The organism is Streptomyces griseochromogenes (assembly GCF_001542625.1).
Classification (GTDB): Bacteria; Actinomycetota; Actinomycetes; order Streptomycetales; family Streptomycetaceae; genus Streptomyces; species Streptomyces griseochromogenes.
Window position 1 is genome coordinate 1694271 of record NZ_CP016279.1, and the last position, 14641, is coordinate 1708911.

A 14641-nucleotide genomic window follows, 5' to 3' on the forward strand; every position below is an offset into this window, starting at 1 on the left:
CTACCCTTCTACGGGGAGTTCGTAGAGCAATCCGGTTCGGTCGGCCCGGTGCACGTAGCGGGACACCTCGAAGGGCACACCGTCCTGATCGAAACTCGTGTGCAGCACTTCCAGAACCGGTACGCCCGGCAGGAGTTTCAGCGTCGTGGCCTCCGCCGGTGTGGGCATCCGTGCGCTGATCTCGTCCCGCACTCGCGTCATCGTGTGCCCGAGCTCTTCAAGCCGGCCGTAGATGCCGTCCTTTCCCGTCCTGCTCTGCATCAACAAGGTTCCCTGTACCTCGTTCCAGCGCAGGTACGTCGAGACGATCTGCACCGGTTCGTCGTCCGCGAAGTAGTGATTCTCGCGATGGACGACGCTCTCCTCGTCCGGAGACACCTGCAATCGTTCGGCGATGTCCGTCGGCGGCCGTTCCCGGGTGATCGAGGGCACTTCGATCCTGGCGACCTTGCCTTGTCGCTCGGCTTCGAGTCGGAACGGTGTCAGTCCCGTTTCCCGGTTCCTGACCGAGTAGCGGTCGCTGCCCAACCGGAACAGCTTCTGAGGCTCTCGGACGAAGACGCCTTTTCCGTGCTTGGCCGTGACAAGCCCTTGCTCAGTGAGCAGGCGGATGGCCTCGCGTGCGGTGTTACGGGCAGCGCCGTACTGCTCCGCCAGTGCGCGCTCGGACGGCAGCTTGTCACCGCTGCGCAGTTCCCCGCTCTCGATCCGACGACGGAGATCACCGGCGATACGCCGGCTCGGAGGTTGCTGCATCGATGAGGCGGACCCAGTCATGCGACGAGTCTAGCAACTGGCTTGAGCCAGTGACTTGACCGGTTGCGGACGGCATGCTCAACTGGCCTGGCACACAACTGGCTTGAGCCAGTCGGTTCGCAACGCCGGTGCCCAAGCCGGTCACTGCGAAGACGGGTGAGCATGCGAGACCCCCGCGACGGGTGCCGCCGTCCGGGGGTGCGGCCACCAGCACAAGCGATCGGAGCCGATGACATGACCGACCTTATCCGCCGACTCGCCGCCTGGGTCTTCCTCCCGTTAGGACGACGCGACGCGGACCTGCGGCCGAGGCCTCCGGCATTACGCCTGCGGATCGACCATCCCCAGTGGCACGACACGCCCCTCCCGCCCCACCGAAGTCCGTATGCCCTGGACGTCGCTCCGCTGGACGCCACGGCCGTCAGGTCCGTACGCCCCTACCTGACCGCTTGCGAGCAGCGTCAGCGTCGGCGTGAACTGGCCCTGGCCGCACTGGGCCAGGATGTCCCCGGCTCGTTTTGGATTCACGGGTTGGAGGTGGCGTGATGGAGCAGGAGCCCCGCCTGCTTCCCTGGTCCGGAGCCGATGGCAAGCACTGCTACCTCATCTCCGACGATGTCAGTGGCCCGGTGTCCCGGCTGGCCGACGCCACGGAGTCGATTCAGCTCGGCATGGGGAAGGAACTCCTTGGCCACGCTCTCCACTTGCTTGCTGAGTCTCCGCCCGGTGAACTCCGCTTCCTCGCTGAGCGCCTGACGGAGACACTTCGGGACGTCCTCCGCATCGCTGAGCGCCGAGGCCGACGCCTGAATCGTCTGAACTGACGGGCTGGCGGTTGGACGAGCGGCCCCGGATCTCCTCGGGCCGCTCGTTGCCGAGCTGCGTCGCCGTGGTCCTGCGTCGGTCACTGGCCGCACAGGTCAGTGTCAGTGGCTTGCCCTAGGTTCGTCCCATGAGTTCTTCTCTGAGTGTCTACCTGCTCGATGTGGCCGCTACGCGTGCCTTGGTCGGCTCCCGTGACGACCAATTGCTGGAGGTGATCCGCGACAACTTCGGGGACGACCTGGCCCGCGATGACGACTACTTCAGCCATGAGATCGAGCAAGGCGCTCCCACGGCATACGAGGCCCTGCACGCGGTCGTTCACGGCGGGCCTTTCAGTGAGGACAAGGAGCACGCCTTCCAGTACGGCTACGCCTACAAGCGGCTGTGTTCGCTCACCGGCTCGTTTCTGGACAACGACTGTTTTACACCGCACCGAGGTGACTGGCTGTCGGTGGTCGACCAGGGCCTGAACGCTCTGGGCATCACCGCCGTGTCCGTCGAAGACTTCAGCTACGGTGATCTGCCCGCTCCTTTGCCGAACACATTCACACCAGGCTGCGGCGAATGGACGCCCGACCACATAGCCCAGGCGCTGGAGCAGTTCGAGGCCACCAAGCGGGCGGTCGACGAGTCGGGCCAGGCGCCGCCGCTGGAGCCAGAAGTCGTGGAGGCCGTCATGCAGTGTCTCGGCTGGATGCGGGACGCGGTCGGACGGCCGGGCTACGGCGTTATCGGCTTCCGTTCCTGAAGCCTCGGAGGGCCGCCCCTCCGGATGCTCATGAGTGAGATCTCGCCACTCCAGACCATGCAGCGCACAACGTAGTGGAACATTTGTAGATCCACTAAGACGCGTACCCCGTACCCAGCGAACTGGAATCAAGCCATGTCAGCCCAGGACTACGACAGCCGGCTACTGGAGTCCGTCTCTGTTCGGCGGCGGCGCCTGCGCGATGCCGTGCTGTTCGGTGGGCTGCGGCAGCGGCGTACCGTCGATGAGCGGCTGGGCAAGGCGTTTGCGGGTGTGGTGATCGCTGCGGTGATGTGTGCCGGGTGCGTGGGGTGGTCGTTCGTTTCGCATCGGGTGGTCGGCGGGACGTCGAGTCCCTACGGGCCTTCGGCCACGGTGCCGGCCTCGCCCCCGGCCGAAACACCGACCAGTGCCTCCTCTGCCCGGTGATAGGTTCGAACACGTGATAGCTACGGGGGCATCGAGCCGTACTGGACTGGCGTTGAGCCGGGTCACACTGGTGGGGGAGCATCGGCGGGTCGACCTTGTGCTGCCGTCGCAGGAGCCGATCGGGCTGCTGCTTCCGGAAGTGATGCGGCTGCTGGGCGATCAGGTGGGTGCGCGTCCGCAAACGCGTCATCTGGTGGCCGGTGACGGCAGTGTCCTGGACCCGGACGATTCCCTGGAGTCGGCCGCCGTGGCGGATGGTGCCGTGCTGCGGCTCGTGCGCATCGAGGAGGCGGCCTCGGCGGCGGGCAGGCTGACCGAGCAGGAGTTCGGCCCGTACGTCACGGCCGGGTTGGTCGGTTCGGCGCTGGCCCAGTTCGCGAACCACTGGAACCGGGATCTCCTGTACATCGCCAAGCGGACGGCGCAGTCCCTGAACGGGGCGGGCCAGGCCACCGCCTGCTACGTGGCCGGCTCCCTGGAGCAGGCGGCGAACGCGCAGCAGGCGGCGGCCAAGGAGCCGAAGGTGGATCTGCCCGGCAAGGGTGAGGCAGGGCGTCACACGGGGGGCCGGTAGCGGTGGGCGACGAGAAGAAGCTCATCGACCCGTCCGGCATCCCGCACTTCATAGGTGACCTGGCCACGCTGGACACCGACGTGATGCTGCTGACCGCGGACGCGGGCCAGTTCCGCGCCTCCGGCTCGGACGTGCACACCGAGTTCCAGGGCCTGTCCGCGTTCTACAAGGCACCGGAAGCGGAGCAGCTGTTCGCCACCACGCTCCCGGTGAAGCAGAAGTCGGACGCGTTCGCGGACGACTTGGAGAAGGTCGCCTCCGCACTGTCGGAGTACAGCACCGAAGTCCAGCCACTGGTGAAGAAGCTGGACGCGCTCAAGGCCGACGCCACCGCGTTCGTGAACTCGGTGGCCGGAGACGATCACTGGCGCAAGGACCAGGACAAGGTCGACCACAACAACGATCTGTGGCACGACGTCAATCACACGGTCACCGCCTTCCAGGACGCCGAGCGGGCCGCCTACAACAAGATCATGGCGCTGATCGGCGGAACCAAACTGATCGCCGACGACGGCTCGCACGGCGAGAACATGTACGGCTTCCGCGCCGACGATCTCGACCACGCCAAGGAAACCCCCTGGGGCGCGCCGGCCGAGCGGGAGTACGAGGGCTGGGCCTGGCTGGCCCATCAGGGCAAGCAGGTGTGGGACGGCGTCTGGCACGACGGTGTGATCGGCACGGTCAATGGCCTGGGTACCCTGTTCGGCGCGGACGGCGGGCACGCGGCCGGCGAGGCCTGGAAGAGCCTCGCCAAGCTGAGCACGGCCTCCGGCCTCACCGGTGCCACGATGGGCGCCTGGTGGCTGGTCCCCGAGGACAAACTGCCCTCCTGGCTGCGTGATGCGCGCACGGTGCACAAGGAGGCGGCGAAAGGTTTCGTCGCCTACGACCAGTGGAAGACCAACCCGGCCCGTGCGGCGGGCGCGGCCGGCTTCAACATCCTGACGGTGGTCGGCACCGAGGGCGCCGGCGCCGCGGTCAGCGGCGCGGGCAAGGCGGGCGCGGCGACCCGCGCCCTGTCGGTGATCGGCAAGGTCAGCCGGGCGGCCGATCCGATGACGTACGTCGGCAAGGCGGGGAAGTTCGCGTTCGTCAAGGTCGGGGATACGTTCACCAGGCTGAAGAATCTGCAGACCGGGGCGTATCTGGATCTTCCGGAGAAGTATGGGTTGCCGGAATCTGCGCGCCGGATTCCTGAGGATGCCATTCCGGATGTCGACGCTCACGGGAACACTGTCTATCTCACGACGGATGGCCACATCCTCAATGCGGATGGAAGTTTGCGGCAGCGCGTGGATGCAGCGGCGCACGAACTCTCTGCGAACGACCATGGTGAGTTGGATGCTGCTGCCCGTGACGATCACTCGCATGAGCTGGTCGGGGCCGGTGCACGGGCGGAACACGGCGCTGACGCCACTCGGCCCGGAGGGCAGGAGCCGGGGCAGCCAGGGAGGAACGTCGGCGACCATGAGGCTTCGAGCGAAAGCCGCTCCGACGGGCCCTCTGGGGCAGGTTCAGCCGAGCGGTCCGGGGCCGACGGCGGGACAGGGCAACACGGTTCCGTAGGGGCGAGACACAGCGACGGCGAGTCCCAGCAGTCAGGTCATACGGCCGCGGGGGCTGCTGAGTCTTCTTCGGGGCACAGTCGCGATATCCCTCACGGGACAGGCGCGGCGCACTCGCACACTTCCGTGCCGGCCGGTGGTGGCGGTGACGATACGGGTCTGCTGGTCGGCGGAGATACGCGTGTACCCGACGGTCCTATGGAGCCCCGGGGTAATCTCGTCGACGGCTCATGGGAAGGACCACAGGGGCTGAGACTCAGTCCGGAAGAGAATGCTGCCACTGAACACTTCATGCGTCGGGCCTTGGCGACGGAGCCGCGCATCACGGACGCGATTGAAGCCGCTGCAGGCCATGTCGAGCACGGAAAGCTTAACGGTCTTGAGTACCGTCTGAAAGGCGAGGATTCCCTCAAACGCAAGGTCGCCACGGCCCTGCTCGAAGACGTCCGACTGGCGCCGGAGCGAGCTCTGGCCAACATTAGAGACTCCCTTCGGTACACGGTTGAGATCCCCACCAAGGAATACTCACACGGCGTGCAGCAGGCAGTCGGGGAACTGCGTGCCCGGGGGTTCGAGAATGTCACGTTCAAGAATACTTGGGGCGGATCTGGCTATAAGGGTATTAATTCGACATGGCGGGACCCTTCGAGTGGTCAGGTCTTCGAGGTGCAGTTCCACACCCCTGAGAGCTTCGTCGCCAAAATGGACACCCATGTCCTCTATGAGAAGGGGCGTCTTCCCGGAATCTCCAGCGATGAATTCTCCGCTATTCAGGCTGCGCAGAACGATCTGTTCGACAAGGTTCCTGTTCCACGCGGAGCTGACTCAATCAGTCTGGATCACGATCTTCATGGCGGAATATCCGCACACGCTCACGACGCTGACCTGGGACGGCGCGGTGACGAGTCTGTGCACGGGAACGGGCCGCCGCCGGAACTCACCCCTGAGCAGCGCGCAGCTCACGATGCACACCTGAATGATCTGGCACAGCATTACAGTGATGACTTCGACCAGCTGAAACAGGACCCTGATCACAAGGGTAAGGTGAAGCCGTCGGAGATGGACGAGGCCCGCGTTGCATTGGACCTACGCGAAGACAGGAAAGTCCCGACCGATATTCGGCGGCCCCCCGGCGCCAACCAGGGAGATCTCTATTCGCCGAGCACCGGTGAGTTCTACGACATCAAGGGAGTGCACTCGGACTGGCCGCCACTCAACAACGTCCGTGACAAGACGCTGCCGTTCAAGGGAGCCTACGACCCGGCGAACAACCAGGGATGGGTTCGTAAGCTTGAGGATCAGATTGTCACCAAGGGGCGCATGGTTATCCTCGACATGCGCAATGCCAACCAAGCGGCGATCGACGATGTCAAGTCGATCGTCGAGCAGCACGGGTGGAGTGATCGAGTTGTCTGGTATCCGTGACGTGAAGCGAATCGTCCGGAAGATGCCGCCTGACGCGGAGGCCGCTGCCGTTCTACAGGCGTGGGCCGCGCAAGCGGACTCGCTTCTGGACGTCTCGGCACTCGACCTGTCCGGGGCTGACCTGTCAGGTGCGGACCTTGCCATGGCGCTCTTGGCGCAGACTGTCCTCCGAGGCACCGAACTCGTCGGGGTCGACCTCTATCGGGCCCATCTTGAAGGCGCTGTGCTCGATGATGCCAACCTCTCCGGGGCGTCGCTGGTCAAGGCTGAGCTCGATGAGGCTTCCCTGTGTCGTGCCACCTTGGACGGAGCAGACCTGGGAAGTGCCAGTCTTTGGGCGGTCGATGCCCGGTCAGCTCGCTTCCGGGGGGCGAAGCTCGATGGCGCTTCCTTGATCGACGTAAGGCTTGGGGGCGCCGATCTCACCAACGCGTCGGTGCGAGAGACGTCCTTGAAGGCAGAGTTCGATCAGCGGACAGCTGTACAAGGGCTCAACGGCACGCTCTTCGGTCCTGCGGTGATCGACGAGTCAGGCGTACGGCGTGAGGTCAACGGACTGGAACTCGAGCGATGGCTGAACAGCCGCGGAGCGAACGTACGTGTTCTCGCCCCGCGTTCCAGTGACATCACCTACTACGCCAAGTTCAGCGAGGGCTACTCGCGCAGCAATCCTCAGGGCATCGTCAGACGTCGCATGGTGAACGGAGTGGCGCACGACGAGGCATTCACCAGGAACCTGCGCTGGGAACCAACCGAATACCTGCGGCTCTACGAGCTGGGACACAATGAGGTCGACCACGCGGAGATCAGTGAAGCTGAAGCAGTCGCATTCATTGAAATGGTCACGGGAGAGAACACGTAGTCGGCCCAGCGCACGCAAGTCATGACCGTTGGGGAGGCAGAGGGCGGGTAGCACGTAACCATGGCAGCGCGGGAGACGCTCACTGGCGCAAGGATCAGGACAAGGTCGACCACAACAACGATCTGTGGCACGACGTCAATCACACGGTCACCGCCTTCCAGGACGCCGAGCGGGCCGCCTACAACAAGATCATGGCGCTGATCGGCGGAACCAGACTGACCGTCGACGACGGCTCGCACGGCGAGAACATGTACGGCTTCCGCGCCGACGATCTCGACCACGCCAAGGAAACCCCCTGGGGCGCGCCGGCCGAGCGGGAGTACGAGGGCTGGGCCTGGCTGGCCCATCAGGGCAAGCAGGTGTGGGACGGCGTCTGGCACGACGGTGTGATCGGCACGGTCAATGGCCTGGGTACCCTGTTCGGCGCGGACGGCGGGCACGCGGCCGGCGAGGCCTGGAAGAGCCTCGCCAAGCTGAGCACGGCCTCCGGCCTCACCGGTGCCACGATGGGCGCCTGGTGGCTGGTCCCCGAGGACAAACTGCCCTCCTGGCTGCGTGATGCGCGCACGGTGCACAAGGAGGCGGCGAAAGGTTTCGTCGCCTACGACCAGTGGAAGACCAACCCGGCCCGTGCGGCGGGCGCGGCCGGCTTCAACGTCCTGACGGTGGTCGGCACCGAGGGCGCCGGCGCCGCGGTAAGGGGGGCTGGCGAGGCGGGTGCGGCGACCCGCGCTCTGTCGGTGATCGGCAAGGTCAGCCGGGCGGCCGATCCGATGACGTACGTCGGCGAGGCGGGGAAGTTCGCGTTCGTCAAGGTCGGGGATACGTTCACCAGGCTGAAGAATCTGCAGAGCGGGGCGTATCTGGATCTTCCGGAGAAGTATGGGTTGCCGGAATCTGCGCGCCGGATTCCTGAGGATGCCATTCCGGATGTCGACGCTCACGGGAACACTGTCTATCTGACGGCTGACGGCCACATCCTCAATGCGGATGGGAGTTTGCGGCAGCGCGTGGATGAAGCGGCGCACGAACTCTCTGCGAACGACCATGGTGAGTTGGATGCTGCTGCCCGCGACGATCACTCGCATGAGCTGGTCGGGGCCGGTGCACGGGCGGAACACGGCGCTGACGCCGGGGGGCAGGGGGCAGGGCAGGCAGGCAGGAGTGTCAACGGTGGGGCGCGTGCCCTTGGGAGCTCGACTGCTGGCGAACACACATCAGCAGGAGCGAGTGGTGCTTCACACGGTTCGGGACACGGGTCGGCAGTGGCCAGTGAAACCCCGAGTGGTGCCGCCCCCGAGCGTGGCCGACCGGACGACGGCCCTGCACAGTCGAGTGGTGCCGGTGATCACCACTCGGATCACACAAATGATGACGGCACCCACGGTGAGCGACGGCGGGAGTTGACTCCTGCCGAGCGTAAGGCCATCCAAGACGAGCATGTCCGAAAGGCGAACGAGGATCCCGAGTGGTTCAAAGACCACTACGACACCCTGGGACGCAGGAAGCCCAATATCGGGCTGGTGGACGGAGTGGATCTACCTCAGCTCGCCAAGGGCCCTCACGGGCGTTGGGTCGCCAAGCACGACATGCCGAGCGGCCCGTCGGAAGTCCGGTTCGGGGCAAAGCCGCTCGCGCGAGACACCGCCCCCGACGGGGTTCTGCCGACTCTCGATAAGAGAGCTGCCGACCGTCAGGCTTATCGGAACCTCCTGAATACGCAGAGAGCATTTGATGAGACGCCCTCTGCACCGAACCACAGGGCCCTTACCACTGCTCAAGCGACGTACGCAGAACAGCTTGGTGATGTGCCGGCCAATAGCAAGATCTCCGAGAGGCTTGGTGAGGACGCTTCTAAGCTCCATGCGATTCCGCACATATTCCAGGATCCGGAGGTCATCACACTCCCGAAGACGCCCAACGGGGCCAACATGTTCGACGGGGCATATCGGATCCCCGACGACGAAATCCTGATCGTCGAGGACAAGGCTCCAGGAAACGACCTTGACTGGCGGCAGGGACGTGCTGACCCTGAGGACCCTGCGAATCCGCACATTGGTGACGACGGCGGTGCAGCGGGCATGAGGGTGAAGCAAGGCACGCTTATGTACCTGCGGACCATCATGGCCGAGATGATGAAACGCGGTGGGCGTGATGCTGATCTCGCGCGGGAGTTCCGAGATGCGTTGAAAGTAGGGAAGTTGAGGTATGTCCTGGTACAGGCTGAGGAGCCTGACGGTTCCCTCTATGCTGGTGTCGTAGTGGAAGAAATGAAGATCTACTGAGAGAGTGGCACGTGGTCATCCGCATTCCCCGTCACGACTTCCCCGTGGACAACGCGGACGAAGCCATGGCGCCGATCGTCCGGAGTGCCGAAGAGACGCTCTCGGAACTCGAGACGTCAGAGTTCGACCGCTTCGACGCTCTGGATTACTCGCTGACGGTCGCTAAGTGGTCCTGCCTGGCCGATCCCATGGTAGAGGAACTCCCGACGTGGGAGGCGTGGGTCACTGCGATGCAGGTTGGTTCGGGCCTGTTCATCTCGGGAGTTGCCACGGAAGGGCCTGTCCCGTGTCGTATCGGACACAAGGGTGAGATCAAGAACCTACCTGCGACCGGCCCTCAGGAGTACCTGCACGCAGGCAATTGGCTCACCTCATACTACTTGGCGGCGATTTGCCGTGAAAACGATCGCCTCGACCAACTGGCCCGTGTGCCCGTCTCGTTCCTCCGTGCATCCGGGGTGGAGTTCGACGAGTACATCTACGCATGGGTGGAGACCCTGCAGAACGCCTGGTTCGGCCGTCAGGAGACCTGGGACACGCTGGTCACCGCCATCAACGGCACGGACCCGGCGGCCCCCCACATTGCCAGCGCTGAACTCATGCTGAAGATCCTCTACCCACCGTTGGAAGTCTTCCATCGCTACCAGCGACAAGATCCGGAACCGTTCAACGCCGCCTTGGATGAAGCCCTCACCTGGCATCGCGAATACTGGACTGGCAATGAGGCACGGGCCAAGAGCGGCGAGGGGCTGGTGGCTCTGGGGCCACTAGCTGTCGCCTGTATGGCCTTTGATGCGAATATTCCGGTCGAAATTGAGTCGGAGTACCTGCCCAAGTACCTCTTGGAACGCAGGTGGGTCGGCCAAATCCCCACCTGATGGGCTTGAGGTCCCGGAAACCGTGACAGGGTCGTCGCAGTAGCCTTCTCCGAAGGCGGCATCACCCGGTACGTCTTCACGGTCACTGGGTGCTGCCGCCTCCACGCGCGGCCAGTCCACGATCAGCACTTCTATCGCTAAACCCACCCTGCCAGAGTAGGGCCGGGAAACGGGCGTTGATCATGTGACGCTTATGTCGGGTCGGTGATCTGATGCCGTTCTCGCTTTTCCATACCTCAACCGAACCAGCTCACCTGCACCACCACGATCCGCTCGCCACGGACATCGGTCAGAAAGGTGAGCATGAGCAGCCCCCGGCTCTCGGTCCGCACGCCCGGCCCCGGTCCGGTGTAAGCGGCTCCCTCCAGGAAGACCATCGATTCGCGTACGGCGATTTCGTTGGCGAGCCGCTCGGTCTCGGCGCGTGCCGTAACCGGGAGCCCGTCCAGCAGGTCGTCCTGGAACAGCTCCCAGTGCCAGTCAGCCACCCGCGACCTCGCGGTGGGCCGCACGCACGATCTCCCCGGCCTCGCGGATGGCGCGCTCGCGCACGTCCGGGTCCGGGCTGCTGATGGCCTGTTCGGCGGCGTGCAGCCGACGCGCGGTTTCGGGGTACCGCTCGATCTCGACCACGACGGCCCACTGCCGGTAGAACATCCGGATGGGTACGACGCTGTCCTCGTCGCCGGCGCGGACGAACGCCTGCTGAAGGTCCTCGAAGAACTCGGGCAGGCGGGAGGGAGCCACCGTCGCCACAGCCTGCCGCAGGGCCGGCAGCGTCAGCTCGGGCCGGGGAATCAGCGGACCGTCCCCGTTTGTGTACGGCGTGGTCATCGGCCGCCCCTTCCGCTCGTCCAGTGCTCTTCCGGCACGGGCCCACGCTAGCGCCATTCCTGTCCCTCCCGCGTGTCCGCGAGCGGATGGCTATTGCAGAGGGTGAGGCCCAGGCTCCACCGCGCCCACACGGTCTTGCCGGCGCCCACGCGTGGCCCCACGCCCCAGCCGTCCGTCAGAACCCCGACCAGCAGTAACCCTCGTCCGAACTGGTCCTCGTCGGTCGCGCGACGCGGGCACGGCTGTCGTTCGCCGCGGGGGTCGCTGACCTCGACGCGGAGTGCGGTCGCCGTGGTGGCGAGCCGGACGACGATGAGCCGGTCGCGCAGGCTGCCGTGCAGCAGGGCGTTGGTCATCAACTCGGTGGTGACGAGGGCGGCATCTCCGGCGAGGTTCGGGTAACCCCACTCGCGGATCAGTCGGGCGGTGCGGTTGCGGGCGATGGCGACGCTGCGGGGGACGGGGGTGTAGTCGAGGCGGTCTTCGTGGAGGACGGGGCCGGGGTTGGCGTTGGGGGTAGTGGGGGGCTGGGGGTCGGGCATGGGGTGCTCCTCCGGATGGCTCCGTTGAGTGGGCGGCCGGGCACTGAACGTAGTGATGCATGCGTATTCGATGCAAGCGGATCGGATGCAATTGTCTCCATTGGGTGACGGGGTGGAGTTCTGCACGAGAGACTTGGCCCGTGACACGTACCTCGCCTCTGGGTAACCGGACGTCAACTGTGCTGGGCCGTAGGCTCGGCGGTGAGTTGCTGCGCCTGCGCGACGCCGCAGGCAAGACCCAACGTCAGGCAGCGGACGCGATCAACGCGTCCAACTCGAAGATCGTGAAGATGGAACAGGGCTGGGTGCCCATGCGGGACCCCGACATCCGTGCGCTCTGCGAGTGCTATGGCTTGTACGAGCAGAAGGCCGTGGCTCGCCTGCTGGAACTGGCCAGGCTGGACCGCGAGCGTCGTAAGGCCAGGGGATGGTGGAGCGACCGCCTCGATACCGGCGCAACGGCCGAGTTCATCGCGATGGAAGACGCGGCCAGTCGTATCCGCAACTGGCAGTCATCGCTGATCCCCGGGCTCTTCCACACCCCCGAGTACACGCGTGCCCTGGCTGTCGCCGACGGTGCTTGGGACGATCCCGACGAGATCGAGCACTGGGTTGAGATCAAGCAGCGCCGCCAGGAGCGGCTGTTCGGCGAGCGGCCGCCTCACTACCATGCGGTGATCTGGGAGGCGGCGCTCCGGCAGCAGATCGGAGGATCCGAGGTCATGCGAGCCCAACTGGAACGGCTCCTGGAGTCCGCCGAGTTGCCGAACGTACGCCTTCAAGTGCTCCCGTACCGAGCCGGCGCGCACCCTTGTATCACGGGGCCGTTCAGCATCCTCTCCTTCGCGGAGGGGGACGCGCTCGACGTGGTCCAGAGTGACGTCATCACGGGAATGATCTGGGTGGAGAACGAAACCGAGAGCGGTACCTACAGCGGCTTGTTCGACCGCACATCCCGGCTCAGTCTGGCTCCACGCGATTCCGCGACACTCATCGACAACCTGCGCAAGGAAATGTGAGTCATGCCCGAGTTCGAGTTCAGCAAGTCCAGCTACAGCCACGTTGAAAACGACTGCGTCGAAGTCGCCCGCAACATCCCCAACACTGTCGCCGTGCGAGACTCCAAGACCCCAAGAGGCCCCATACTCCGCCTCACCCCGAAGGTATGGGCACGGTTCACGGCGTCACTGGCCTGAACTTGGCCTCAGGCCCCATGCAATCCGAGGGATCACAAGGAGTTTGAGCCATGTCAGCCCACGACTACGACAGCCAGCTACTGGAGTCCGTCTCCGTCCGGCGGCGGCGCCTGCGCGACGCCGTGCTGTTCGGTGGGCTGCGGCAGCGGCGTACCGTCGACGAGCGGCTGGGCAAGGCGTTTGCGGGTGTAGTGATCGCTGCGGTGATGTGTGCCGGGTGCGTGGGGTGGTCGTTCGTTTCGCATCGGGTGGTCGGCGGGACGTCGAGTCCCTACGGGCCTTCGGCCACCGTGCCGGCCTCGCCCCCGGCCGAAACACCGACCAGCGCCTCCTCTGCCCGGTGATAGGTTCGAACACGTGATAGCTACGGGGGCATCGAGCCGTACTGGACTGGCGTTGAGCCGGGTCACACTGGTGGGGGAGCATCGGCGGGTCGACCTTGTGCTGCCGTCGCAGGAGCCGATCGGGCTGCTGCTTCCGGAAGTGATGCGGCTGCTGGGCGATCAGGTGAGTGCGCGTCCGCAAACGCGTCATCTGGTGGCCGGTGACGGCAGTGTCCTGGACCCGGACGATTCCCTGGAGTCGGCCGCCGTGGCGGATGGTGCCGTGCTGCGGCTCGTGCGCATCGAGGACGCGCCCTCCGCTCCCGTCGTACACGACGTGACCGACGAAGCCGCCGACGATCTCGATGTGCGGGCCTGGCGGTGGGGGCCCGCGGCGCGGCGCGTCGTCGCCGGGAACGCGACGGTCGGGTGGGCACTGGCCGCCTGCTTCCTCGCGCGGCAGGAGTTCGCCGCGCAGACCGTGGGCGCCGTGCTGGTCGTTGCCGCCCTCCTCGGCGCGGCCGCCGGTGCGGTGCTCGGCCGGGCCGGACTGCGTGGACTCGCCGGCACGCTCGTCGTCACCGGTGGCGTGCTGGGTGTGTTCGGGGCGTGGAGCCTCGGAGATGCCCATGGCTGGTCGGGTTCGGTGCGACTCGCCACCGTCGTCGGAGCACTCGCCGTCGCCCTGCTGCTGCTCGGATGGTGCTCGCCGCTGGGACGTGGTGGTGTCTTCGGGGCTGCCGCGCTCGTCGGGGGCGGGGCGTGCTGGGAGGCCGCGCTCGCCTTTCAGCCGGCGGGGCGGGCCGGTGCGCTGCTCGCCGTCGTTTCGGTGCTGGTCCTGGGGCTGCTGCCTCGGTTCGCGCTGATGGCGTCGGGGCTCGCGGGGCTCGACGACCGGCGCTCGGGCGGCTCGTCCGTGAGCCGCTATCAGGTGTCGACGGCGCTCGCCGCCACGCACCGCGGGCTCGCCCTCGCGACGGTCGTGACGGCGGTGTCCGCCGCCGTCGCCGCCGTGCTCGTACTGCGTACGGCGATGGTGTGGACGGTGCTGCTGGCCGTGGCCGTCGCGCTGGTGCTCGCGCTGCGGGCGCGGGCGTATCCCCTGGTCCCTGAGGTCGTCGCGTTGCTCGTGGGGGCCGGGGCGGTCGGGGTCCGGCTGGCCTGGGTGTGGATGGAGAGGTCCGGTGCGGCCGGGCCGCTCACCGCGCTTGTGGTGCTGGCGCTCGTTCCGCTGGCCGTCCTTGTGGTGCAGCCGCCCGAGCATGTGCGGGTGCGCTTGCGCCGGTTCGGCGACGTGGTCGAGTCGGTCGGGGTGATTGCGCTGTTCCCGCTGGTGATCGGCGTCTTCGGGGTGTACGGGCGGCTGCTCGGCACCTTCGCGTGACCGTGACCGTGAGGC

Annotated in this window: 16 protein-coding genes; 12 read left to right on the forward strand and 4 right to left on the reverse strand. The window is 65.9% G+C overall.

The genetic code is table 11. The annotated features are described in order from the left end of the window. Positions 1–777 carry a GntR family transcriptional regulator gene (locus tag AVL59_RS07965; protein ID WP_067300860.1) on the reverse strand — a complete coding sequence of 259 codons (777 nt, stop codon included), beginning with the start codon at positions 775–777 and terminating at the stop codon, positions 1–3. A gap of 524 nt (positions 778–1301) precedes the next feature. On the opposite strand from AVL59_RS07965, the gene AVL59_RS07975 reads away from it, so the two are divergent. The 8 genes from AVL59_RS07975 to AVL59_RS08015 all read left to right on the forward strand — a co-directional run bounded on the left by AVL59_RS07975 (position 1302) and on the right by AVL59_RS08015 (position 10347). After that, positions 1302–1580 (forward strand): hypothetical protein, encoded by a 279-nt coding sequence (locus AVL59_RS07975; protein WP_067317010.1) that lies wholly within the window; start codon positions 1302–1304, stop codon positions 1578–1580. A 128-nt stretch (positions 1581–1708) separates the two neighbouring features. Then, the gene (locus tag AVL59_RS07980; protein ID WP_067300865.1) at positions 1709–2329 is read left to right on the forward strand and encodes a DUF7691 family protein; all 621 of its coding nucleotides are present in this window, start codon (positions 1709–1711) and stop codon (positions 2327–2329) included. 135 nt (positions 2330–2464) lie between these two features. Next, positions 2465–2758 carry a hypothetical protein gene (locus tag AVL59_RS07985; protein WP_067300868.1) on the forward strand — a complete coding sequence of 98 codons (294 nt, stop codon included), beginning with the start codon at positions 2465–2467 and terminating at the stop codon, positions 2756–2758. 46 nt (positions 2759–2804) lie between these two features. Then, complete coding sequence (locus tag AVL59_RS55520; protein ID WP_281065401.1) at positions 2805–3332, forward strand: DUF6507 family protein; 528 nt, start codon at positions 2805–2807, stop codon at positions 3330–3332. Between the two features lie 2 nt (positions 3333–3334). Beyond that, a complete protein-coding gene (locus AVL59_RS53475) occupies positions 3335–6322 on the forward strand; it encodes an ICP22 family protein (protein WP_067300872.1) in 2988 nt (995 codons plus the stop codon). Next, on the forward strand, positions 6297–7184 hold the full coding sequence (locus tag AVL59_RS08000) for a pentapeptide repeat-containing protein (protein WP_237281456.1): 888 nt from the start codon (positions 6297–6299) through the stop codon (positions 7182–7184). The genes AVL59_RS53475 and AVL59_RS08000 overlap by 26 nt, the downstream gene beginning before the upstream one ends. Before the next feature lie 191 nt (positions 7185–7375). Then, positions 7376–9469 (forward strand): hypothetical protein, encoded by a 2094-nt coding sequence (locus AVL59_RS08010; protein WP_067300875.1) that lies wholly within the window; start codon positions 7376–7378, stop codon positions 9467–9469. Positions 9470–9513: 44 nt separating this feature from the next. Then, positions 9514–10347: an immunity 49 family protein gene (locus AVL59_RS08015; protein ID WP_237281457.1), complete on the forward strand. Its 834-nt coding sequence runs from the start codon at positions 9514–9516 to the stop codon at positions 10345–10347. A 236-nt stretch (positions 10348–10583) separates the two neighbouring features. On the opposite strand, the gene AVL59_RS08020 is transcribed toward AVL59_RS08015, so the two are convergent. From AVL59_RS08020 to AVL59_RS08030, 3 genes are read right to left on the reverse strand one after another with little or no spacing between them, the layout of a single operon-like run. Then, a complete protein-coding gene (locus AVL59_RS08020) occupies positions 10584–10835 on the reverse strand; it encodes a hypothetical protein (RefSeq protein WP_067300877.1) in 252 nt (83 codons plus the stop codon). Next, positions 10828–11181, reverse strand: a complete 354-nt coding sequence (locus tag AVL59_RS08025; RefSeq protein ID WP_067300880.1) for a hypothetical protein — start codon at positions 11179–11181, stop codon at positions 10828–10830. Before AVL59_RS08025 ends, AVL59_RS08020 begins: the two co-directional genes overlap by 8 nt. A gap of 47 nt (positions 11182–11228) precedes the next feature. Continuing rightward, positions 11229–11723: an ATP-binding protein gene (locus AVL59_RS08030; RefSeq protein ID WP_067300883.1), complete on the reverse strand. Its 495-nt coding sequence runs from the start codon at positions 11721–11723 to the stop codon at positions 11229–11231. Between the two features lie 140 nt (positions 11724–11863). Here AVL59_RS08030 and AVL59_RS08035 point away from each other — a divergent pair, with 140 nt between their 5' ends. Genes AVL59_RS08035 through AVL59_RS08050 form a run of 4 tightly spaced genes read left to right on the forward strand, consistent with a single transcriptional unit; the run spans position 11864 to position 14626 of the window. Further along, complete coding sequence (locus AVL59_RS08035) at positions 11864–12742, forward strand: helix-turn-helix domain-containing protein (protein WP_067300886.1); 879 nt, start codon at positions 11864–11866, stop codon at positions 12740–12742. Positions 12743–12745: 3 nt separating this feature from the next. Further along, positions 12746–12919 (forward strand): DUF397 domain-containing protein, encoded by a 174-nt coding sequence (locus tag AVL59_RS08040; RefSeq protein ID WP_067300888.1) that lies wholly within the window; start codon positions 12746–12748, stop codon positions 12917–12919. 50 nt (positions 12920–12969) lie between these two features. Beyond that, entirely contained in the window at positions 12970–13263 is a 294-nt protein-coding gene (locus tag AVL59_RS08045; protein WP_067300891.1) for a hypothetical protein, read from the forward strand. Positions 13264–13309: 46 nt separating this feature from the next. Continuing rightward, complete coding sequence (locus AVL59_RS08050; RefSeq protein WP_237281857.1) at positions 13310–14626, forward strand: EsaB/YukD family protein; 1317 nt, start codon at positions 13310–13312, stop codon at positions 14624–14626. Positions 14627–14641 lie beyond the last annotated feature (15 nt).